This is a genomic window from Streptomyces sp. NPDC059371 (assembly GCF_042751995.1).
GTDB lineage: Bacteria > Actinomycetota > Actinomycetes > Streptomycetales > Streptomycetaceae > Streptomyces.
Genome location: NZ_JBHYXD010000056.1, coordinates 22,361 through 42,761 on the forward strand (window position 1 = coordinate 22,361; position 20,401 = coordinate 42,761).

The window sequence follows — 20,401 nt, forward strand, 5'->3', positions numbered from 1 at the left end:
CATCCTGTCAGGAAGGGCGCGGGAGGGACCGGCACCACACCTGTCGCCCGGCTCAGCTTCCGTCCTCGTCCTCGCCCTCTCCCCCGACCGCCTGCCGGAACCGCTTGTTGACGCCCAGCAGGCCGCCGTCGACGCACAGGGTCGTGCCGGTGATCCAGGCGGCGTCACCGGAGGCGAGGAAGGCGACGGCGGCCGCGATGTCCTCCGGCTCGCCGACCCGGCCGAGCGGATACAACAGCCGGGCCGCGGAGGCGAGATCGTCCTCGCGGCCCTCCCAGGCCGTGGTGCGGATCGTGCCCGGAGCCACCAGGTTGACCCGCACACCCCGGCCAGCGGCGTGGCCGGCGAGGGTGCGGGTGAGCGACATCAGGCCCGCCTTGGCGGCGCTGTAGGCGTGATTGCCGAAGTCCTGGATGCCGTTGATGGAGCCGATGGTGACGATGGCCCCGCGGCCGGAGGCGACCAGGTGCGGGAGCGCGGCGCGGGCGCAGCGGTAGGCGCCGGTCAGGGTGATGTCGAGGTCGGCGGCCCAGTCCTCGTCGCTCTCGTCCTCGAAGAGCGGGGCGTCGGGGGTGCACCGGTAGGCGTTGTTGACCAGGACGTCGAGCGAGCCGAAGGCGTCCACGGCGCGGGCCACGGCGGCCTCGACCTGGTCCCGTTGCCCCACGTCGCAGGTGAACGCCTCGGCCCGCGAGCCGAGTTCGCGCAGTGCGGCGGCGGTCTCCCCGGCCGCGGCCGGGTCCACGTCGGTGACGAGGACGTGCGCGCCTTCCGCGGCAAGGCGGTGGGCGGTGGCCGCGCCGATCCCGCGGGCCGCGCCGGTGATCAGAACCCCGTACCCCTCGAAGCGCCTCATCGCTGTCATGGCTGGGAAGGTACCTCCATGATCGTCGCAGCGACAGAGGCCGGCCCGCACGGGGCTCGTCAGCGGTACCCGGTGGCGTCCGCGGGCTTCCCCTTGTCCTGCACCTCGACCATGTAGCGCCAGGCGTCCGGCCGGCTGCCGTCCCGGTCGGTGAAGCCGTACACCCGGGCGAGCTGCCCGCTGGACAGGGACTGCCCGTTCCAGCGCGCGCGTTCGGGATCGGCGGCCAGCGCGGCGACGGCGCGCCCCACGTAGAACGGCGTCTCGGAGATGGCGAAGTGCGGCTCGTTCTCCTCGGCGTCGTGCCAGTTCTCCTCGGTCACGCCGAAGGCTTCGAGCATCATCTCGGAGCGCAGCCAGCCGGGGGTGAGCGCCACGGCGGTGGCGCCGCGCGGGCCCAGTTCGTGCCCGAGGGCGAACGCCATGCGCAGGACGGCGGACTTGGCGATGTCGTAGAAGAAGGAGACGCGGTAGGTGTCCCGGTTGTACTCCGCGGTTCCGTCGGTCATCTCGACGACCAGGCCTCCTGGACGGCGCAGCATCAGGGGCAGCGCGTGGTGGCTGGTGATCGCGTGGGTCTCGATGGCGAGCCGGAGCATCCTGCGTCCGTTGTCGAGGTCGTGCTCCCAGACGGGCGCGTCCCACTCGAAGAGCTTCTCGGCGCCCCAGATGTCGTTGACCAGGATGTCGAGACGGCCCTGTTCGTCGGCGATCCGGTCGACGAGCGCGGCCACCTCGGCGGAGACGAGATGGTCGGCGGGGACCGCGATGCCCCGCCCGCCCGCCGCGGTGACCAGGTCAGCGGTGTCCTCGATGGTCTCCGGGCGGTCGTACTCCGAGCGCCGTTCACGGGTGCTGCGGCCGGTCACGTAGACGGTGGCGCCGGCCGCGCCCAGTTCCACGGCGATCCCGCGGCCCGCGCCCCGGGTCGCGCCCGCCACCAGCGCGACCCTGTCCCGCAGCGTGCCTTCCAAGGGCCCTGACATGTCCGACCTCCGTGCGCCGTGGTGTCCACGGGCGCTCACCCGTGGTGTGTACGAGCGTCTCGCGGAAGCCGGACATCTTCTGTCAGGTATCCGTGTGGCGTCGCCGCCTTTCCGCCGCGCGGCGGAAAGGGACGGACGTCCGGGGCGGCGCCACGGCGGAGGTGCTTCAGTGGCCGCGGGCGATCCACGCCTCCAGGTGCGGAGCCTCCGCTCCGATCGTGGTCGTCTCGCCGTGTCCCGTACGGACGACCGTGTCGGCGGGCAGGGTGAGCAGCCGGTCGCGGATGGACTCGACGATCGTCGGGAAGTGGGAGTAGGACCGGCCGGTCGCCCCCGGGCCGCCCTTGAAGAGGGTGTCGCCGGAGAAGAGCGTGCGCAGGCCCGGGTCGTAGAGGCAGACCGCGCCGGGGGCGTGGCCCGGGGTGTGCAGCACGGTCAGATCGGTGCCCGCGGCCTCGATCACCTGCCCGTCCTGGAGCCAGGCGTCGGGCATGCGGTCGGGGTGGGTGAGCTTCCACAGCGGAAGGTCGTCCGGATGGAGCCAGATGGTCGCTCCGGTGCGCTCCGCCAGGGCGGGGGCGGCGTCGATGTGGTCGTTGTGGGCGTGGGTGCACACGATCCCGCGCAGGCGGCGGTCGCCGACCGCCTTCGCGATGGCGTCGGCGTCGTGCGCGGCGTCGATCACGACGGCCTCGTGGTCGTCGCCCACGATCCAGACGTTGTTGTCGACCTCCCAGGTGCCGCCGTCGAGCTCGAACGTGCCCGAGGTGACGAGGTGTTCGATGCGCGCGGTCATCAGAACGTCACCACCGAGCGCAGCACGTCGCCGTGGTGCATCCGCTCGAAGGCCGCCTCGATGTCGTCCAGGGCGATCGTCTCGCTCACGAACGCGCCCAGGTCCAGGCGTCCTTGGAGGTGCAGGTCGATCAGCATCGGGAAGTCGCGGGAGGGCAGACAGTCGCCGTACCAGGAGGACTTGAGGGCGCCACCGCGGCCGAAGACGTCGATCAGCGGGAGTTCGAGCTTCATGTCGGGGGTGGGCACGCCGACGAGGACGACCGTGCCGGCGAGGTCGCGGGCGTAGAACGCCTGTGTGTACGTCTCGGGGCGGCCCACGGCCTCGATGACGACGTCGGCGCCGAAGCCGCCGGTGAGTTCGCGGATCGCCTCGACGGGGTCGGTGGTCCGGGAGTTGACGGTGTGCGTCGCGCCGAGCTTCTCGGCGGTGGCGAGCTTGCGGTCGTCGATGTCCACGGCGATGATCTTCGCCGCGCCCGCGAGCCGGGAGCCCGCGATCGCCGCGTCGCCGACGCCGCCGCAGCCGATGACGGCGACGGTGTCGCCCCGGCCGACGTTGCCGGTGTTGATGGCGGCCCCGATGCCGGCCATCACGCCGCAGCCGAGCAGTCCGGCGACCGCCGGGGAGACGGCCGGGTCGACCTTGGTGCACTGTCCGGCCGCGACCAGCGTCTTCTCGGCGAAGGCGCCGATGCCGAGGGCCGGGGACAGTTCGGTGCCGTCCTTCAGCGTCATCTTCTGCTTGGCGTTGTGGGTGTTGAAGCAGTACCAGGGGCGTCCGCGCAGACAGGCACGGCACTGTCCGCACACCGCGCGCCAGTTGAGGATGACGAAGTCGCCGGGTGCCACCTCCGTGACACCGGCGCCGACCGACTCCACGATTCCGGCCGCCTCGTGGCCGAGCAGGAACGGGAAGTCGTCGTTGATACCGCCCTGCTTGTAGTGCAGGTCCGTGTGGCAGACCCCGCAGGCCTGGATCTTCACCACGGCCTCGCCCGGCCCGGGATCGGGCACGACGATGGTCTCGACGCGCACCGGCTCGTCCTTGCCCGGTGCGATCACGCCCCGTACTTCCTGCGCCATGTGAGTAAGCCCTTCGCTGGATGGACCTTCCGTCGACCGACCCTACGGGGTGACCCGCCGGTAGAAGGCCAGGTGGGCCGCGGCGGCTCCGGTCCGGGTACGGCGGACGGTCACCCGCGCCTGCCGGCAGCGCCCGCCGTCCGCGCCCCCGACCGGCACCGAAGGCGCACCGACCACACCTCTCAGATACCCCCGGGGGTACCTCTGCTACGGTGGAGATACCCCCGGGGGTAATTTTCACCGAGCCGCGAAGCCCTCGGGCTTCCCGCGGGAGAGGAGTGCTGCCGTGTTCTTCGTCGACACCATCGAGGTGGCGGGCCTGGGAAACCGGAGCTATCTGGCCGGCGGCCCGCGCACCGCCGTCGCCGTCGACCCGCCCAGGGACATCGAGCGGGTGATCACCGCGGCGGCCCGGCGGGGCGTCCGGATCGCGTACGTCGTCGAGACGCATCTGCACAACGACTACGTGAGCGGCGGACTGGAGCTGGCCCGGCTCACCGGGGCCGCCTACCTGGTCCCGGCCGGTGCCCGCGTCGCGTTCGAGCGGGTGCCGGTCGCCGACGGGGACACGGTTCGGGTGGACGCCGGACTGACCCTGGAGGCGCTGGCCACGCCCGGCCACACCCCGCACCACACCTCGTACGCCCTCCAGGAGGACGGACGGGCCGTCGCGGTCTTCACCGGCGGCTCCCTGCTCATCGGCACGGTCGGCCGGCCCGACCTGGTGGAGCCGCGGCTGACCGGGGAACTGGCCCGGGCGCAGCACGCCTCGGCGCACCGGCTGGCGGCGGAGCTGCCCGACGACACCGCCGTCCTGCCCACCCACGGCTTCGGCAGCTTCTGTTCCGCCGGGACCGCCGACGGCGACGCGACCACCATCGGGCGCGAGCGCGCCGGCAACGAGGCCCTGGTCAAGGACGTCGACGCGTTCGTCGCGGACCTGCTCGCCGGACTCGACGACGTGCCCGCGTACTACGCCCACATGGGCCCCGCCAACGCCGGGGGCCCGGCGCCCGTCGATCTGACCCCGCCCGCGCCCGCGGACGCCACGGAGATCGCCGCGCGGCTCGCGGCCGGCGAATGGGTCGTGGACCTGCGCAGCCGGCTCGCGTTCGCGGCCGGGCATGTCGCCGGAGCGGTCAACTTCGAGGCGGACGGCCAACTCGCCGTCTATCTGGCCTGGCTGCTGCCCTGGGGCAAGCCGGTCACCCTGCTCGCCGAGTCTCCGGAACAGCTCGCCCGCGCGCAGCGCGAGCTGGTGCAGGTCGGCGTGGACCGGCCGGCCGCGGCGGCGGTCGGCTCGCCGGCCGACTGGCTGCGCGAGGGGGAACAGCCGCGTGCCTTCCGGCGTGCGGGCTTCGCCGAACTGGCCCAGGTGCACGCACCGGGCGCGACCGTGGTCCTGGACGTCCGACGTGACTCCGAACGGGCCGGTGAGCACATCGCGGGGTCGGTGCACATCCCCGTCCACCAGGTGCGCGACCGGCTCGACGAGATACCCGCCGGGACCGTCTGGGTGCACTGCGCCGGAGGCATGCGGGCCGCCGTCGCCGCCTCGCTGCTCGACGCGACGGGCCGGGACGTCGTGGCCGTCGACGACGCTTTCACCGCGGCCGCCGCTTCCGGCCTGCCGATGACACGAAGCACCCCCACCGCGCCCACCGGTCCAGCCGGCCCCGCGGCTCCTGCCGGCACGGCAGCTTCCGCCACCCCGGCCGGCCCGGCAGCTTCCGCCACCCCGGCCGGCCCGGCAGCTTCCGCCACCCCGGCCGGCCCGGCAGCTTCTGCCACCCCGGCCGGCCCCGTCGGCACGGCAACCCCCGCCGGACCTGCTGGACCCGGCGCGCTCACTGGCCCTACCGCCCCTGCCACTCCCGTCGGTCCCGCAGAGCGCGCCGCTCTCGCGGACCCTGCCGGCCCGGCAACTCCCGCGGACCCGGCCGGCACGGCAGCTTCCGCCACCCCGGCCGGCCGCGGTACCGCCCCCGGTGTGTTCGAGGAACCCGCCGCGTGAGTGTTCTGATCCTCGCTCTCGTCGCCGGGGCCGTGACCGGGATCGCGCTCGGGGCGCTGGGTGGCGGCGGCAGTGTGCTGACCGTGCCCGCCCTGATCTACCTGCTCGGATTCACCCCCTCGGCGGCCACCACCGCGAGTCTGGTCATCGTCACCCTCACCTCGGCGACCGCTCTGTCAGCGCACGCCCGAGCGGGCGCCGTCCGCTGGCGTGCCGGAGCACTGTTCGCGCTGGCGGGGCTGATCCCCGCGGCACTGGGCGGGGCGGTCTCGGGACTGCTGCCTCCGGCCGTGCTGACCGGCGCGTTCGCGCTGATCGCGGGCCTCGCGGCGTTCCGGATGCTCCGGCCGCCGGCCGGCGCGACGGGGGCCACGCCCGCGGGGACCGGCCGGATCACCGGGACCGGCGCGGGCCTCGGCGCGGTGACCGGCGTGCTGGGTGTGGGCGGCGGCTTCCTCGCCGTACCCGCCCTGGTGAACGTCGTGGGTCTGCGGATGCGGGCGGCCGTCGGCACCAGTCTGCTGGTGATCACGGCGAACTCGCTCGCCGCGCTGCTCGCCCGCGCGGGAACGGCGCGGAGCGTCGACTGGGCGGTCGTCGCGCCGTTCGCCGGAGCCGCCGTCCTCGGCGCGTGGGACGGCAAGCGGCTCGCGGCCCGGCTGTCCGGCGGCACGCTTCAGCGGATCTTCGCCTGGGCCCTGCTGGCCGTGGCCGCGCTGATGCTCCTGGACGTCGTGCTGTGAGGCTCAGGCGAGCGACAGGAAGAGCTTCTCCAGCCGGGCCCGCATCTGATCGCTGTCCTCACCGTTCCTCGCGCCCTTCTCGACGTCGGTCAGGCACTGCTGGAGCCCGGTGGCGATGATCGCGAAACCGGCCCGGTCCAGGGCACGGGAGGCGGCGGCGAGCTGGGTGACCACGTCCTCGCAGTCCCGCCCCTCCTCGATCATCCGGATCACGCCGGAGATCTGTCCCTGCGCCCGGCGCAGCCGGTTCAGCACCGACTTCAGTTCGTCACCCGCGAGTTCCAGTTCCACGAAGACTCCTCAATCCATACCCCTAGGGGTATCTTACTCCGCCCCAGCGGGGCACCCCCGAAGAGCAAGGATGACACTCCGCATGAACACCCCCGTCTCCCTCGACGTCGACCAGGCCCGCGGCCGCCTCGGCGAGCTGACCGTCATCGACGTCCGCACCCCCGGCGAGTACGCCTCCGGCCATCTGCCCGGTGCCCTGAACGTTCCGCTGGACCGGCTCCGCAGCGCGCTGCCCGTGCTCGGAAGCGCCCGCACCGGACTGCTCGTCGTCTGCGCCTCGGGCAACCGCTCGGCGAACGCCTGCGCCCTGCTGGCCGAGCACGGTGTGCCGGCGGCCACGCTCACCGGCGGCACCGGCGCCTGGGCGGAGCGCGGACACGAACTGCACCGCCCGGCCACCACCACGCGGGCCGGCTGGTCCATGGAACGCCAGGTCCGGTTCACCGCCGGCGCCATCGTCCTCACCGGCCTCGCCCTCGGACTCCTGCACCCCGCCTGGCAGTTGCTCTCCGCGGGCGTCGCGGGCGGCCTGGTCTTCTCGGCGCTGACGAACACCTGCGGCATGGCCGCGCTGCTCTCGAAGCTCCCGCACAACCGGCCCCGTCCGGCGGACCTCGACGCCACCCTCGCGGCCCTCGCGGAGCGCGTGTCCTGAAGTCGGCCCGGACCGGGGGCAGTCGGGACCGGCCCGCCCGGGCCGCCGACGTAGCCTGAGTGCTCCGTCCCCCCTCCCGCGAGGAGCACCGTGAGCCTGACCGAGGCCGAGCCCGAGGTGCCCGCGTGGCACCTGCTGCTCGGGTACGTACGACCGCACCGCCGGGCCCTGTTCGGGGGCGCGCTGCTGGCGCTCGCGACCGGTGCCACCGGTCTGCTGCTGCCGCTGGTGGCGCGCGGGCTCATCGACGATCTGTCGCACGACCGCCCGATCGGACGGGCCCTGCTCGGCATGGCGGCCCTGGTCGTGACCAACGCGGCCGTGGGAGCGCTGGGTTCGTACGTCCTGCGGCGCACCGCGGAGTCGGTCGTGCTGGGTGCGCGGCGCGCTCTCTCCTCGTATCTGCTGCGGCTGCGCATACCCGCCGTGGACCGCAGCGAGCCCGGCGACCTGATGGCGCGCATCACCTCCGACACGACCCTGCTGCGCGAGGTCACGACCGATTCGCTGGTCGGCCTCGGCACCGGCGGTCTCACCCTCGTCGCGACGGTGGTCATGATGGGCCTGGTCGACCCGGTGCTCCTCGGCGTCACGCTGGGTGTGGTGCTGTGCGCGGGTTCGGTGCTCGGCGTGATCGTGCCGCGCATCAACCGGGCGAGCAGACGGGCCCAGGACGCCGTCGGGGTGATGGGGGCCTCGCTGGAGCGGGCCCTCGGCGCGCTGCGGACGATCAAGGCGTCGGGCGCCGAGGACCGTGAGGAGCGAAGCGTCCACGAGGCCGCCGAGGAGTCCTGGCGGCAGAGCGTGCGGGCGGCCCGGTGGTCGGCGGCCGCCGGGAACACGGCCGGTCTGGCGATGCAGGTCGCCTTCATCACGGTCCTCGCGGTGGGCGGCGCCCGGGTCGCGACCGGCGCCATCGACGTCGGCACCCTGGTCGCCTTCCTGCTGTACGTGTTCTACCTGATGTCACCGATCCAGCAGGTGGTCGGCGCGGTCACGCAGTACCAGACGGGTGCCGGCGCGCTCGCCCGCATCCAGGAGGCGCTGCGGCTGCCCGCCGAACCCGCCGCCCCGCCCGCCCCGCTGCCGGCGCCGGGGACGGAGCCCGCGACGCTCGCCTTCGAGGACGTCCGCTTCCGCTACGCCGACGATCTGCCGTACGTCCACCACGGTGTGACGTTCGCCGTCCCGGCCCGGGGCCTGACCGCGTTCGTCGGTCCCTCCGGCGCGGGCAAGACCACCGTGTTCTCGCTCATCGAGCGGTTCTACGAGCCCGAGGCGGGCGTCATCAGCGTGGACGGCCGCGCGCTGGAGGAATGGGAGCTGCCCCGGCTCCGGTCCGCCATCGGCTACGTCGAGCAGGACGCGCCGGTGCTGTCCGGCTCGCTGCGCGACAACCTCCTGCTCGGCAATCCGCGGGCCGAGGAGGGCGAGCTGACACGAGTGGTGAGGACGACCCGGCTCGACGGCCTCGTGTCCCGGCTGCCGAACGGCCTGGACACCCTCGTCGGACATCGCGGCACCAAACTGTCCGGCGGCGAGCGCCAGCGCGTCGCCATCGCCCGGGCCCTGCTGCGCCGCCCCCGGCTGCTGCTCCTCGACGAGGCCACCTCGCAGCTCGACGCGGTCAACGAGGCCGCGCTGCGCGACACGGTCGCCGATGTGGCCCGTACGACCACGGTCCTGGTCGTCGCGCACCGGCTGTCCACCGTCACGACGGCCGACCGCATCGTCGTGATGGACGCGGGCCGCGTCCGCGCCGTGGGCACCCACCGCGAACTCGTCGCGGCGGACGCGCTCTACGCCGAACTGGCCACCACCCAGTTCCTCGCTGCCGCGGGATGACCGCGGCAGCGTGATCGCGGCCCGGCGGGGCGGGCACCTCGGCACGCCGACGCGCCGGCACCCCGCCACCCCGGAACCCCGCTCCGGTGGAGAAGCCCGCGGAAGTTCCTTGGCGACGGTCCGGCTCTCCTCTATGGTGATGCCCTTCTTTCCGCCCCGGGGGCGGTCGTCCGCGCACGGCCGGCCCCGACCGGGCGGCGAGCACGTCCCACCCGGATACGCAGGCGACTGATCATGGTCAAAAACCGACACCCGGCCGGGCAGCCCGTCCCCGGGATCATCTCCGCGGCCCCCGTCGGCCCACCCGCCGGCCTGGAAGTGATCTCGCTGGCCGCGCTGCGCGCCCGGACCCGTGCCCACGGCACCGGTCTCGGCGCACCGCAGCGTCCCGGCTTCCACCAGGTGCTCACGCTGGCCTCCGGCACCCTGCGCCAGACCGTTGACTTCACCGCCCATGACGTCGAGCGGGACTCCTGGCTGTGGACGCGCCCCGGGCAGGTCCTGCAGTGGGGAGATCTCACGCGGGCCGAGGGGACGCTGATCGCCTTCGAAGGGGACTTCCCGGGCGCGGCCACCGTCCGCGCGGCCCGGCTGGACGATCCGCACGCCCGTGTACTGCGCACCCCGGAAGGCGGGGCGGCCACCTCGTTGCGCGTGGCGACCGAGCATCTGGAGCACGAGTTCCAGGCGCCCGGGCGGCTGCCGCGCGACGCTCACGGCGCCGTACTGCGTCATCTGCTGGACGTGCTGATCCTGCGCCTGGCCCATCTGGAGGGGTCCGACACCCCTGTCACCGGGCCCAGCGAAACCTTTCTTCGCTTCCGCGCGACCGTCGAGCGGGACTTCGCACGCACCCGGCGGGTGGACGACTACGCCCTCACCCTCGGCTACTCCGCCCGCACCCTGTCCCGGGCAGCCCTCGATTCGGCGGGGATCGGCGCCAAGGAGTTCATCGACCGCCGGGTGATCCTGGAGGCCAAGCGGCTGCTCGCCCACACCGACCTGGCCGCCGCCCGCATCGCCGACCGGCTCGGCTTCTCCAGCGCCACGAACTTCGCCAAGTATTTCCACCAGCGCGCCGGGCAGGCCCCCATCGCCTTCCGTACGGCGGTACGCGGTCGGGTGGAGGCGGGGTGACCCGCGAGAGCCCCCGGTCCTCCCGCCCCGCACGGGGGCTCCGGCGGAACGCCGCCGCTGCGCCGGAGCCCCCGCGACCGCCGACCGTCGGCTGTCGATGCCCGCTGCGCCTCGATGCCCCAGGCCTCGATGCCGGCTAGGCCTCGGTGCCCGGGAGCTGGCCGGTGACAGGTGCGGCGACGTCGGTCGCCTGGTGGAGCTGGTTCAGCTCGTGCAGCCTGTTCAGTCCCCCGAGCTGGCTGGAGGGCCGCGGCAGCGCGCTCTGGTTCGCGGCGGGGATGTCGCTCGTCGCGAGCGAGTCGAGGGTGGCCATGGGGTTCGGTTTCCCGTCGTGAGCCTCGGAGCCCGCGGCCGTCGCCATCGGCGCGGCAAGCCCCGCGACGCCGACGGCGAGACCAACGGCGGCGACGATACGTCGTGTTGAGATCATGCAATCAGCAACGGCCGCGGCCCCGGGCGGACACGGCCGGGGGCCCGCGCTCACCCGAGAGGCGCATCGGGCGCCTGCGTTTGCCGTGGGCCCCGAGGCGGAGGACGCTCGATACTGAGGCGCTTCATGGTCGGCTCGTGGCCGGTCCGCGCCTTCCTGAGGAGGTCCCCATGGGCACAGCGGCAGCCCCCGCCTTCGACACCGAGGCGCTGCGCCGGGGCATTGAAGGACACAGTGCGGCAGATCTGCTGTCGCTCTACGCGGACGACGCGGAACTGCGCGTCGTCGACCGCAACACCCAGCCCAGTCACCCGATGGTCAAGCACGGCCGAACCGAGATCGCCGAGATGCTCAACGACGTCTACAGCCGGGACATGACGCACAAGATGGACCAGTGCGTCGTCCAGGGCGACCACGTCGCCTACACCGAGACGTGCGTGTACGCGGACGGGGTGCGGGTGATGAGCACGTCGATGATGTCGTTGCGCGACGGCAAGATCATCGAGCAGACACTGGTACAGGCATGGGACGAGTAGGGAGGAACTGGCCGAAGGTCCAGGTCACGTCGCGTGTGACCTGGACCTTCTCCGCGGGCGCCGCGATGGGGAGTTCCCGTCCTGACCGTCGCCGCCGGGCGGGAGTCCTGGCGGCGGGCCTGCGGGTGTCCGCCTCCCTGATGGACTCGCTGCTGCGGACCGCGCGTTCGCGGCCCCGGCCCCCGGCACCTCGTACGATCCGAAGGCCGCGCATCCGGCCCCGGTGAGTCACGACCGCCCGGCGCCCGCAGGCGTCGAGGGCGGCGAAGTCGCCGTCAGAGCTGGGTCGTGACCGCCCCGGCGGCGGGCCGCGCCGCCCGGAGCAGCATGGGGGACGCCCGGTCCACGAAGTCGTGGAGAACCGCCGAATAGGCCGTGTCGCCCCCGAGTTCGCGCAGGAGACGGTGAGCCCGGTCGCGGAAGACGCTGATGTCCTCGTCGTACCGGCGCAGCACGTCCGGCGCGAGCAGGATGCCGGTGAGCGCCGCCCACGCGTCGGACGAGCGGCGTCCCGCCGCGTGCAGTTCCAGGACGTGGGCCGCGGAGCCGTGCCCGGCGTTCTCCACCGCGCATGCCAGCAGATACGTCACCGTGCCGTTCGCGAGGTCTTCGTTGCGGCCGGTCAGGATGTCCTGCTGATCGTTGAAGAGCTGCCACAGGATGCCGAAGACGTTGCCGAACTCCCGCCAGAGTTCGACTCTTTCGTCCGAGCAGCCGGCAAGTCGCGCCGCCATGGCGGTGACCATGCTGTACGGAGCGCCGGACTTCCCGAGGTACGCCGTGACGACGGCGTCGCGCGTGACCGAGCCCACGTCCGCGCGAAGGTCCCTCAACTGCCCCTCGGTCGCGCCGATCCAGCACCGCACGATCTCGGCCGACAGCGGGCCGCGCGCCTTCTCCGGTATCCGGGGCGACTGAACGACGAGCAGGGGAAGGGGTATTCCGCTGACGACCGTGGCGAGCAGCGCCTCGCTCTCGCGGAGACCACCGGCGGCGAAGACGGCCTGGCCGTCGGCGAGGTCGTCCAGGTAGCACGCGGAGGTCCACCACAGTTCATGGACGACGGCCAGCGGGACGGCCGGTCCGGGCGCCCCCGTCTCCACGGCGTGGACGATCATCGGCAGGACGGAATGGGGGTAGGCGAAGGTCCGGTGTTCCAGGAGTTCGGCGACCGCCGCCCGGACGGACACGGCCGCCGGGCCGAGCAGGTCGAGCGCGGCGTTCCGCTCCGCCTCGATGTCCGCGGACATCTCTCCATGCAGATCCATGTACGACTTCGCTCGCACGCAGTCCACCCCCACCACTGAATTGTTCGAGCGCCGATTCGATCATTCGCCATGATGACGAGCCAGAGCAACTTCGCGCCATGGCCGGTTTGTTGAGAGTCCTGTTTCCCGGCGGTACGAGGAACGGGTCACGGGCCACGAACCTCGCCATACTGGATCTCGTGCGAGTAGCGATCATGACCGCGGGTTCGCGGGGCGACGTGGCGCCGTTCACCGGACTCGGGCACGGCCTGGTGCGGGCCGGGCACGAGGTGACCCTGGTGACGCACGGATGTTTCGCCGACCTGGTACCGGGCTCGGGGGTGGGGTTCCACCCGCTGCCCGTCGATCCGCGGGCCGAGCTGGAGTCCGGGCCGGGGCGGCGGCTCCACCGGAGTGCCACGGGCGCCGGGAAGATCATCAGGCTCGCCGGGCTGACGCGGTCACTGGCCGGGCGGCTGACCGACGGCATGATCGCGGCCGCAGGCGCCGCCGACGTCCTGCTGCTGTCCGGTTCGCTGGGACCGCTCGGGTACGCGGTCGCGGAGGGGCTGGGCCTGCCCAGCATGGGAGTGCACCTCCAGCCACTGGCGCCGACCGGGGAGTTCGCGCCCCCGGTGGCCGCTGCCGGCTCCTGGGGGTCCACGGTCAACCGGGCGGCGGGGTACGGGGTGAACCTGGCCGTCGAGCGGGTCTTCGCGGAAACGGTACGGGACCTGCGCGAGGGGTTCGGCCTGCCGCCCGTGGGGACCGTCGCGGCCTGGCGCGCCCGCGAGCGGCGGGCCTGGCCGGTGCACCACGGGTTCAGCCCCCTGGTGGTGCCCCGGCCGCGCGACTGGAGACGCGGGCTCGACGTCTGCGGCTACTGGTGGCCCTGCACGAGCGAGGACACCCGCCTCCCCTCCGCGCTGGAGGACTTCCTGGACGCGGGCCCCGCTCCGGTCTTCGTGGGCCTCGGCAGCGCGACCGTTCCCGATCCCGGGCGGCTGAGCGGCGAGATCGTGCGCGCGCTGCGGGCCGCCGGGCTGCGCGGGGTGATCCAGCGGGGGTGGGGCGGGCTGCACGCCACCGGCGACGACATGGTCACCGTCGGCGAGGTGCCGCACTCGGCGCTGTTCCCCCGGATGGCGGCGGTGGTGCATCACGCCGGGGCCGGCACGACAGCGGCGGGGCTGCGGGCCGGGGTTCCCGCCGTGCCCGTGCCGGTCCAGTTCGACGAGGGTTTCTGGGCGGCGCGGCTGGTGGCGCTCGGGGTCGCGCCCGGCACCGTGTCGCCACGCCGGCTGCGCGCCGAGCGGCTGGCGCCGGCCCTGGTCCGGGCGACCACGGACCCCGCGTACCGCCGGAACGCACGGGCCCTGGCGGAACGCCTTCGCGCGGAGGACGGGGTGGCCCCGGTCGCGAGGACCCTCGCCCGCTTCGAGCACCCCGGACGGTCCTGAGGGCCATGGACGTGACCCGCCTCCGCCCCGCCACGGCCGGCTACGAGCCCGGGGTGCCGTCCGTGACCCATCCCGCGGGCCGCAGGATCGCCAGGAGCTGGCGGACCAGTTCCTCCACCACCTCGTCCAGGGTCGCGTCCACCCAGCCGGCGTTCCAGTCGTGCAGCAGGCCGTTCACGCTGCCGATGAAGGCGGTCGCGGCCAGCCGGTAGTCGCGCGGCGCCGCCTCCCCGCGGGCCACGGCGCCGGCCGCCTCGCCGCAGATGAACTCCACCCACCGGGCCCGGCGGGCGAGCCGCTGCTCCTCCAGCCGCGAGCTCACGCCGATGATCTCCATAAAGGTGATGCGGATGCGGCGCGGATCACTCGTCACGTTCGCCGCGTAGGCACGGAAGAGGGCGGTGGCGCGCTCGGCGAGCGGCAGGTCGCGGGCCTCGGCGAGCGCGTCCAGGGCAGCCCGCTCGGCCCAGTCGTTGACCTGGAGATGGAGGACCGCCAGGACGTCCTCGAGGCTGCGGAACGCCTCGTAGAACTGGCGCGTGGACAGTCCCGCCGCCTCACTGAGGGCCGCCACGGTCGTTGACCGGTACCCGGGTCCGGCGCCGAACAGTTCCAGCCCCGCGTCGAGGAAGCGACGGCGGCGCTCCGCCTGCCGCTCCTCGGCCGTCCGGCCGCCGTACCGGCCGGTGGGCTGTCTGACCCTGCCGTCCACGCGTTCCTCCTCTGGCCCGAGCCGGCGTTCGCCCTTTCGCCGATTTTCTCGTGCACCGCCCCTTGTGAAGAGGCTCCCCCAGTCCTTACTTTCCAGTAAGTGCACTTTGAAAGCACGCGTGTTCAGATTGCAGCTTGTCATGATCACGACATTTCTCTTGTCGCGCACGCACAGCACGCGCCACCCGGTTCGCCGACCCGCACTCCCCCACTACGACAGGGACCCTCCATGTCCGTGCTCAGAGCCAGACACCTCTGTACGCTCGCCGCGGCCCTCACGCTGACCCTCGGCGGCACGGCGACCGCCGCGTCCGCGGCCGCCGTCCAGGCCGGCACCTCCGATCTGCGCGAGGTGATGTTCGTCGGAAACAACTGGGAAGGCACCGCGGACGTCATCAAGTCCACCGGCGACTTCGCGAAGGTCGGCCGGGTCGACGTCATCCCGGACAAGGCCGAGCGGATGGCGGCGATCAACGCGGACCCCATCAAGTGGGCCTATTTCATGGGCATCCGCAACGGCGTCGGTGAGGGGCACGACCAGTTCGTCGACGACATGTACTCCACGCCCGACGGACGGTCGGTGGTGGTCTCGCGCCCGAGTTTCGCCGACGTGGTCTCGATCGACCTCGCCACCGGACGGATCAACTGGCGTTTCGCCGTGTCGGGTTACCGATCCGACCACATGGCCGTGTCGCCGGACGGCACCCGGGTCGCGGTGTCGGCCTCCACCGCGAACACCGTGCACGTGCTCGACATCACGACCGGCAGACAGCTCGGCTCGTTCGCCACCGGCGACAAACCGCACGAGAACATCTTCACCCGCGACGGCAAGTACATCTGGAACATGGCCATCGGCGACGTGACCACCGCTCTCGACGAGCCCTGGCTGGACTGGACGAAGGGCGACCGGAAGATCACCGTCGTCGACGCGGCCACCTTCAAGCAGGTGAAGGTGATCGACATGCGTCAGCGCCTCGACGCCATCGGCCTCAGGGACTACTCCGACGCCGTGCGGCCGGCCGTCTTCTCGCCGGACGAGTCCAAGCTGTACTTCCAGGTCTCGTTCTTCAACGGCTTCCTGGAGTACGACGTGGCCACCGACAGGATCACCCGGGTGAAGACCCTCCCGAAGAACCCCGCGACGAGCAGCGACCGCACGACATGGGTCAACGACTCGCGCCACCACGGCATTTCGATGAACCCGTCGGGCACCGCGCTGTGCGTCGCGGGGACCATGGACGACTACGCGACGGTCGTCGACCGTGCGACCCTCCAGGAGGGGCCGCTGATCCCCGCCTCCAAGCCGTACTGGGCGACCGTGAGCGGCGACGGCAAGGACTGTGTCGTCTCCGAGAGCGGCGCCGACCAGGTCACCGCCATCGACTTCGCCACCGGGCAGAAGACGGTGTCGGTGCCGGTCGGCGACCATCCCCAGCGGGTCCGGCTCGGCCACGTAGAGGCGAACTGGACCGGTTCGTCAGGTAGTTGACCGGCGCTCAGCCGAATCGCACGGCGGCCCAGGCGGCGAGTTCGGTCCGGGCCCCGTTCAGCAGGGCGGCGGACGGAGCGGTGGCCCCGTTCGTGACCAGCGCGTAGTGCACGGTTCCCGAGCCGGACGCGGTGAGCAGGAGGCGCCTGCTTCCGGTCCCGCCCGGCTCGGGAGCCACGGCCACGGGCGTCGTCGTGGTGTAGGCGGGCGGGGAGACCAGCGCGCCGAGATCGGACACCACCGTCGTGGCCGAGGTGGGGAACGAGGCCGGCAGATGGAGTTCGGTGGGCGCGGACCCGCCGCCGGAACGCCAGACGAGCAGGCCGTACTGACCCGTTCCCACCAGTTGGGAGACCTGGGGCAGGGTGGAGGGCACCGGGTTCCAGGTCAGCGTGGTGGAGCCGTCGCGGGAGCGGTCCTCGTAGGTGAAGGCGAGGCTGGAGCCGGCGGTGGCGCCGGGGTACAGCCGGTCGAGGAGCCGGGCGTCCTGGCGCAGGACGGCCGTACCCGAGTCGTCGAGGCGCACGGCGGAGAGGTCCTCGTCGTTCCAGGCGTCGCCCGAGGTCAGAACCTTGCCCGGGTTGTCGTTCATCAGCTCGTGGTGACGGCCGCTGTAGATGTCCCACTGCCACTGGGTACCGGACAGGACCGGCCCCGAGGACGCCGCCCCGGTCCACCAGCCGGAGCCGGGCAGGCGGGAGTCGAGGGCCTGGTACATCGCCTTGTCGACGGTCGGGGCCTTGTCCGAGACCGTGCCGGAGAGCGGATGGCCGAACTCGCTGACGACGGCCGTGGTCCCGGCGGCCGAGGCCCGGTCCCGGACGGCCGCGAAGTCGCTCGCGTACTGGCCGTCCGACGCCTTGCCCCACATGAGGATGCCCGAGATGGCCTTCTGGTCGTAGAAGTGGGTGTTGAACACATAGCGCGGACCGAGGGTGCCCGCGTCGAGCAGTCCGCCCTCCTGCTTCTGGGACGAGATGTTGGCGTTCCAGAAGAGGTTCGGTTCCACGAAGGCGGGCTTGTCCTGCCATCCGGCCGCGTCCATGCGGGCCCGGAACCTGCCGTAGAACGGCCAGAGCAGGTCGCGTTCCCAGGTGCGGCTCGTCTGGCCCGAGTCGTAACTGCCCGCGTAGGGCTCGTTGTACGGGTCGAAGCCGGCGACGCCCGCGAACTCGGCCGTGGTGAGGTGCTGCCGGACGTACGTCATCGTGGCCTGGGCCGTGGTGAGGAAGGCGTCCTGGAGGCCGTAGGAGTTGTGCCAGAAGTCGCGCTGCGCGGCCTTGACGGCGTTGTTCTGGGTGATGTTCTGGCCCCAGAACAGGCAGATGCCGCAGGACTCCTGCGGGTATCCGCCCGCGGTCACCGCCCATGCGGGGGCGCCGTCGCCCGAGTACCAGCTTCCCGAGTTGAAGAGGTGGCGGGAGTAGAGGTCCTGGTGGAAGTCGGGGAAGACACGGACGCCCGCGTCGAGGAAGGCGCGCATCTGGTCGGTGGCCGCGGCGAGATAGGCGCTGTCGACCTGGCCGCGGACCGGTTCGGCGTGCGCCCAGGAGAACAGGAAGCGCACGGAGTTGCCGCCGCCCAGTGCGCGCAGCGCCGTCGCGGACTTCGTCGCGTCGGCGACCGACGCGAAGGGCAGTCCGCCGTTCTCCTCCAGCTTGGTCTCGCCGGAGACGTTGTAGCCGCGCAGCACGACCTCGCGGCCGAGGCCGTCGGTGAAGCGGCCGTTCGCGACCGTGAGGCCGGCGGCGGCCGGCTGGTCGAACCAGAGGGAGTCGGGGAGTCCGTCCGCGGCGGCGGGCCGGGTGCCCGCCGCCGTGAGGAATCCGGTGAGGAGTACGAGGACGCCGAGCAGACGCGCGCGCAATCTTGGCATGCCCACAACAGTCCTGCGGGCCTCGGAGACCGTCAACACCTCTGACTCATGAGTAAGTTTCTCGTTTCGCCCCGCCTCGCGCGGCGGCCGGGAGTGCGGCCGGCCGCCGGCTCAACCTCCCACCCTGCGCGTCAGGTTCAGCAGATACTCCTTGCGGTCCAGCGGGTTCAGATCGGTCCGGGGACGGTCCGGGATCACGTCCGGCGCCACGGGCGCGTAGTGGTCGAAGGCGCATTCCAGCTCGCCCTCTCCTCGCGTCGGGCCCGGGAGCTGCTGCTCCAGCTCGTGCGCCCGCACCACCGGGAGAATCCCCTCCAGCACACACGAGGAGCCGTGGATCCGGGTGGTCCGCGGCACGGCCCGCTGTCGGGCCAGCAGGGGCAGCACGGCGCCGAGCGTGTCCGCGGGCGCCTCCAGACGGAAGTGGTGCACGGGCTCGTACACCTGGGTCCCGGCCGCGCGCAGTGCGGCGGTCAGCACCAGCGGGGTCAGGCCCCTGAAGTCGGCACCCGTGCTGGACATGCTCTTGTCGAAGCCCTGGTGGGCATGGCTCTGGCGCGGCGAATAGCCCGAGTGCGTCATCGTGACGACGCAGTCGGTGACCTGCCAGCCGTGCAGTCCCTGTCCCAGCGTCTCCTCGACGGTGTCCTCGACCGCCTTGAAGAACGCGTACGGCATCGATCCGAGCTCGACCTCCAGCCGGAAGTCCACGCCTGAGCCGACCGGCGCCGGCTCGACGCGCAGGCCGACGGTCGCGAGGAAGGGATTGGGGTCCTTCTTGTTGAACTCGACCGCGGTGCCGGTGCCCAGGGGCCGTTCGACACAGAGCGGGGTCGTCTCGCGGAACAGGACGTCGACGCCGAACTCGTCGGCCAGGGTCGCCTGAAGGACCTCCTTCTGCACCTCGCCGTAGAGCGACACGGAGATCTCCCCGCGCAGTTCGTCGTGCCGCAGTCCGATGAGCGGGTCCTGCTCGGCGAGTTGGGTGAGCGCCGTATGCAGCGCGCCCTTGTCGGCCGGGCGGCCCGGAGAGACGACGGTCTCCAGGGTCGGCGGGGCGAAGTGGTGCCCGCCCGCCGGCGAGAGCGGCGGTTCGCCGATGGTGTCGCCGATCCGGACGGCGCCGAGTCCCCACAGCTTGCCGATGCGTCCCGCGCTCACGGACGCCTCGCGGACCGCCGAGCCCTGGTCGAAGACGCTGATCGCGGTGACCTTCCCCTCCTCGCCGTCGCGCAGGGTGAGCCGGTCGCGGGTCCGCAGGGTGCCCGAGAACATCCGCGCGTACGCGATCTTCTCGCCGGCCGCTCCGCGTTCGACCTTGAAGACGCTGCCCGACAGCGGCCCGTCGGCGTCCGCCTCGGCCACGGGCAGCAGCTCCCGGATTCCGGCGACGAGATCGGTGACGCCCGCGCCCGTCATGGCCGATCCGAAGAACACGGGGTGCACCAGGGCCTGCCCGGTCTGCCGGACGAGCGCGGCGCGCAGACGCTCGTACGACACACCTTCCTCGACGTACGCGGCCAGCAGCTCCTCGTCGTGCCCGGCGAGGGGGTCGAGGAGGTGCGGCCGCAGCCCGTCGGCGGGGTAGGGGGTGAAGTGCGCGTCCCGCGTGCCCAGTTCGCCGGGCTCGCCCATCGGGACGATCGCCGGGGTGAGGCGTTCGGAGATCTTGGCCAGGATCTCCTCGTGCCGGGCTCCGCGGCGGTCGATCTTGTTCACGAAGATCAGCGTGGGAATGCGCAGCCGCTGGAGCGTCCGCATCAGCACGCGTGTCTGCGCCTGCACGCCCTCCACGGCCGACACGACGAGCACGACGCCGTCGAGCACGCCGAGGACCCGTTCCACCTCGGCGATGAAGTCCGGGTGACCGGGGGTGTCGATCAGGTTGACGGTGAGGTCGTCGATCGCGAAGGAGACGACGGCGGATTTGATCGTGATGCCGCGCTGCCGCTCCAGCGCGAGGAAGTCGGTCCGGGTGTTCCCGTCGTCGACGCTGCCGATCTCGTCGATGACCCCGACCGTGTGCAGCAGCCGCTCGGTCAGGCTTGTCTTACCGGCGTCTACGTGCGCCAGGATTCCCAGGTTGAGCATATGCACCGGGTGTCATGTCCTTTGAGATGAGAGTGATTCCTTCCTGGGGGGACATGAACGGTGCGCGCATGTGCTGCTCCTCGGGCCCGGTGAACACGTTCCCGCCAGTGCAGCAGGAGGCCGGCCGGGACGGCAACGTATTAA

General features: G+C 72.4%; 17 protein-coding genes and 1 pseudogene. 8 read left to right on the plus strand and 10 right to left on the minus strand.

What is annotated here, in order from left to right; translation table 11 throughout:
* Positions 1-52: 52 nt before the first annotated feature.
* The 4 genes from ACFXGX_RS27050 to ACFXGX_RS27065 all read right to left on the minus strand — a co-directional run bounded on the left by ACFXGX_RS27050 (position 53) and on the right by ACFXGX_RS27065 (position 3,732).
* Positions 53-865: an SDR family NAD(P)-dependent oxidoreductase gene (locus ACFXGX_RS27050; RefSeq protein ID WP_384795813.1), complete on the minus strand. Its 813-nt coding sequence runs from the start codon at positions 863-865 to the stop codon at positions 53-55.
* 59 nt (positions 866-924) lie between these two features.
* Entirely contained in the window at positions 925-1,851 is a 927-nt protein-coding gene (locus ACFXGX_RS27055) for an SDR family oxidoreductase (RefSeq protein ID WP_384795815.1), read from the minus strand.
* A gap of 166 nt (positions 1,852-2,017) precedes the next feature.
* Positions 2,018-2,647, minus strand: a complete 630-nt coding sequence (locus ACFXGX_RS27060) for an MBL fold metallo-hydrolase (RefSeq protein WP_384795817.1) — start codon at positions 2,645-2,647, stop codon at positions 2,018-2,020.
* Positions 2,647-3,732 (minus strand): S-(hydroxymethyl)mycothiol dehydrogenase, encoded by a 1,086-nt coding sequence (locus ACFXGX_RS27065; RefSeq protein ID WP_384795819.1) that lies wholly within the window; start codon positions 3,730-3,732, stop codon positions 2,647-2,649. The genes ACFXGX_RS27060 and ACFXGX_RS27065 overlap by 1 nt, the downstream gene beginning before the upstream one ends.
* 286 nt (positions 3,733-4,018) lie before the next feature.
* Here ACFXGX_RS27065 and ACFXGX_RS27070 point away from each other — a divergent pair.
* Positions 4,019-5,362 (plus strand): annotated as a pseudogene (locus ACFXGX_RS27070) (rhodanese-like domain-containing protein); the annotation flags it as partial.
* A gap of 380 nt (positions 5,363-5,742) precedes the next feature.
* Positions 5,743-6,489: a sulfite exporter TauE/SafE family protein gene (locus ACFXGX_RS27075; protein ID WP_384795821.1), complete on the plus strand. Its 747-nt coding sequence runs from the start codon at positions 5,743-5,745 to the stop codon at positions 6,487-6,489.
* A gap of 3 nt (positions 6,490-6,492) precedes the next feature.
* Here ACFXGX_RS27075 and ACFXGX_RS27080 read toward each other — a convergent pair whose 3' ends face one another.
* Positions 6,493-6,780, minus strand: coding sequence for a metal-sensitive transcriptional regulator (locus ACFXGX_RS27080; RefSeq protein WP_369486316.1), 288 nt, complete (start codon positions 6,778-6,780; stop codon positions 6,493-6,495).
* A gap of 82 nt (positions 6,781-6,862) precedes the next feature.
* On the opposite strand from ACFXGX_RS27080, the gene ACFXGX_RS27085 reads away from it, so the two are divergent.
* From ACFXGX_RS27085 to ACFXGX_RS27095, 3 genes are all read left to right on the plus strand, one after another.
* Entirely contained in the window at positions 6,863-7,435 is a 573-nt protein-coding gene (locus ACFXGX_RS27085) for a rhodanese-like domain-containing protein (protein WP_384795823.1), read from the plus strand.
* Between the two features lie 90 nt (positions 7,436-7,525).
* Positions 7,526-9,280, plus strand: a complete 1,755-nt coding sequence (locus ACFXGX_RS27090; protein ID WP_384795825.1) for an ABC transporter ATP-binding protein — start codon at positions 7,526-7,528, stop codon at positions 9,278-9,280.
* Between the two features lie 234 nt (positions 9,281-9,514).
* Positions 9,515-10,417 carry a helix-turn-helix transcriptional regulator gene (locus tag ACFXGX_RS27095; RefSeq protein ID WP_384795827.1) on the plus strand — a complete coding sequence of 301 codons (903 nt, stop codon included), beginning with the start codon at positions 9,515-9,517 and terminating at the stop codon, positions 10,415-10,417.
* A gap of 136 nt (positions 10,418-10,553) precedes the next feature.
* On the opposite strand, the gene ACFXGX_RS27100 is transcribed toward ACFXGX_RS27095, so the two are convergent.
* Positions 10,554-10,847: a hypothetical protein gene (locus tag ACFXGX_RS27100; RefSeq protein WP_384795829.1), complete on the minus strand. Its 294-nt coding sequence runs from the start codon at positions 10,845-10,847 to the stop codon at positions 10,554-10,556.
* A 170-nt stretch (positions 10,848-11,017) separates the two neighbouring features.
* On the opposite strand from ACFXGX_RS27100, the gene ACFXGX_RS27105 reads away from it, so the two are divergent.
* Entirely contained in the window at positions 11,018-11,383 is a 366-nt protein-coding gene (locus tag ACFXGX_RS27105; RefSeq protein WP_384795831.1) for a nuclear transport factor 2 family protein, read from the plus strand.
* A gap of 275 nt (positions 11,384-11,658) precedes the next feature.
* On the opposite strand, the gene ACFXGX_RS27110 is transcribed toward ACFXGX_RS27105, so the two are convergent.
* On the minus strand, positions 11,659-12,651 hold the full coding sequence (locus tag ACFXGX_RS27110) for a polyprenyl synthetase family protein (protein ID WP_384795833.1): 993 nt from the start codon (positions 12,649-12,651) through the stop codon (positions 11,659-11,661).
* A gap of 194 nt (positions 12,652-12,845) precedes the next feature.
* Between ACFXGX_RS27110 and ACFXGX_RS27115 the strand changes: the two genes are divergently transcribed.
* Positions 12,846-14,090 (plus strand): glycosyltransferase, encoded by a 1,245-nt coding sequence (locus ACFXGX_RS27115; protein WP_384795859.1) that lies wholly within the window; start codon positions 12,846-12,848, stop codon positions 14,088-14,090.
* Positions 14,091-14,130: 40 nt separating this feature from the next.
* Here ACFXGX_RS27115 and ACFXGX_RS27120 read toward each other — a convergent pair whose 3' ends face one another.
* Positions 14,131-14,802, minus strand: a complete 672-nt coding sequence (locus ACFXGX_RS27120) for a TetR/AcrR family transcriptional regulator (protein WP_384795835.1) — start codon at positions 14,800-14,802, stop codon at positions 14,131-14,133.
* 228 nt (positions 14,803-15,030) lie between these two features.
* Between ACFXGX_RS27120 and ACFXGX_RS27125 the strand changes: the two genes are divergently transcribed.
* The gene (locus ACFXGX_RS27125) at positions 15,031-16,290 is read left to right on the plus strand and encodes a YncE family protein (RefSeq protein WP_384795837.1); all 1,260 of its coding nucleotides are present in this window, start codon (positions 15,031-15,033) and stop codon (positions 16,288-16,290) included.
* A gap of 7 nt (positions 16,291-16,297) precedes the next feature.
* On the opposite strand, the gene ACFXGX_RS27130 is transcribed toward ACFXGX_RS27125, so the two are convergent.
* Both ACFXGX_RS27130 and ACFXGX_RS27135 read right to left on the minus strand, forming a co-directional pair.
* Positions 16,298-18,166: a cellulase family glycosylhydrolase gene (locus ACFXGX_RS27130; protein WP_384795839.1), complete on the minus strand. Its 1,869-nt coding sequence runs from the start codon at positions 18,164-18,166 to the stop codon at positions 16,298-16,300.
* Between the two features lie 111 nt (positions 18,167-18,277).
* Positions 18,278-20,263 (minus strand): GTP-binding protein, encoded by a 1,986-nt coding sequence (locus ACFXGX_RS27135; RefSeq protein WP_384795841.1) that lies wholly within the window; start codon positions 20,261-20,263, stop codon positions 18,278-18,280.
* Positions 20,264-20,401 lie beyond the last annotated feature (138 nt).